This window comes from Flavobacterium sp. (assembly GCF_029242675.1).
GTDB lineage: Bacteria > Bacteroidota > Bacteroidia > Flavobacteriales > Flavobacteriaceae > Flavobacterium.
The window spans coordinates 1-1,793 of record NZ_JAQWTM010000259.1; the positions used below are offsets into that span (position 1 = coordinate 1).

Annotated in this window: 1 protein-coding gene and 1 pseudogene; both read left to right on the forward strand. The window is 33.3% G+C overall.

Going from position 1 to position 1,793, the window contains the following annotated elements; translation table 11 throughout:
* A partial coding sequence (locus P8M54_RS09675; protein WP_300287623.1) for a KUP/HAK/KT family potassium transporter occupies nt 1-934 on the forward strand: 934 nt, incomplete at its 5' end.
* Nucleotides 935-1,075: 141 nt separating this feature from the next.
* Nucleotides 1,076-1,793 (forward strand): annotated as a pseudogene (locus P8M54_RS09680) (RNA methyltransferase); the annotation flags it as partial.

Genomic DNA, 1,793 nt, shown 5'->3' on the forward strand with positions numbered 1-1,793 from the left:
CTGGTTGCTTTTTATTGGTTGTGTTGGAATTGTTTTGCATTTTGAAGAATCAAGCAATATGGAGCATGCCTATGGTTTAGCTATTATTTTATGTATGATTATGACCACCATTTTATTAAATTTCTATTTAATAATGAAAAGAGTGAAATTGTACTTTATGGTTCCACTAATCACGATATACCTATTAATCGAGTTTAGCTTTTTAGCCGCAAATATTACAAAGTTTACCGAAGGTGGATACGTAACCCTAATTATTGCATTGGTGCTCATAACAGTTATGTCTATTTGGTTTACCGCTAAAAAAATAAATAAAAGCTATACCAAAATTGTTAAAATAAACGACTACACAAAAGTATTAAGCGAGCTTAGTGCTGATTTAAGTATCCCTAAATACGCTACGCATTTAGTGTATATGACTAATGCAGGTAGAGCCGATGAAATAGAAGAAAAAGTGATGTACTCTATTTTACAAAAAAGACCGAAAAGAGCTGATATTTATTGGTTTGTTCACGTTAATATTTTATCTGAACCTTATAAGACTGAATACCGTGTTACCGAAATCATGAAAGATGATTTATACCGTGTCGATTTTAATTTAGGTTTTAGGGAACCAACTAAGATCAACTTACTCTTTAGAGAAGTTATTAAAGATATGGTGAAAAATGGTGAAGTAGATATCACAAGTCGTTATGAATCACTTAATAAAAACAATATCATCGGAGACTTTAAATTTGTTTTATCTGAGAAATTCTTATCTAACGACAACGTTTTAAAATGGCATGAAAACATTATCATGAGCACTTATTTTGCTATCAAAAAACTATGCCTTTCTGAGGAAAGCGCCTTTGGTCTAGATAGTAGCTCGGTTAAAATTGAAAAATTCCCAATGGTATTACATATACCAGAAAGAATGGGGTTAACTAGAGTAAAATAGACTAAACCTAACATAGATTACATGAAAAACACTGCTCCTCACAGCAGTGTTTTTTTTATGAAAAAATATAAAAGCAACATTCATTATTAAAAATTTAACTTTCAATCAATTAATAGTACCTTTGCACCTCAATTAATAAAAATGAGATTACACAGAAATTTAGTTTATACCACCATTGACTCCTTAAATGCAATATTTAATGAAGGAGAATATGCGGATAAAGTGGTTGCAAGAGCCTTAAAAAAAGACAAGCGTTGGGGAAGTTCTGACAGGAAATTTGTCGCTGAGACGATTTATGAAATCGTTAGATGGAAAAGATTATACGGTGAAATTGCCGAAGTAAAAGAACCATTTGACAGAGATAACCTTTGGAGAATGTTTTCGGTTTGGGCAGTTTTAAGAGGGTATCCAATTCCGGATTGGAGACAATTAGAAGGAACACCAGAACGAAAAATAAAAGGACGCTTTGATGAACTATCAAAAGTAAGAGCCTTGAAAGAATCTATTCCAGATTGGATGGATGAATTAGGAGTGAAAGAACTAGGCGAGAAAGTATGGTCGAGCGAAATTACAGCTCAAAACCAACCTGCTAAAGTGATCCTAAGGGTAAACACACTTAAAACCAATAAAGAAACATTGAGAGCCATCTTAATGGATTTAGATATTGAGACCGATTATTTAAAAGACCAACCGGATGCTTTAGTGCTGAAGGAAAGAGCAAATGTTTTCATGACAGATGCTTTTAAACAAGGTTTTTTTGAAGTTCAAGATGCCAACTCACAATTAGTTGCAGCTTTCCTTGACGTTAAGCCTGGAATGCGTGTTGTAGATACTTGTGCAGGAGCCGGAGGAAAAACAT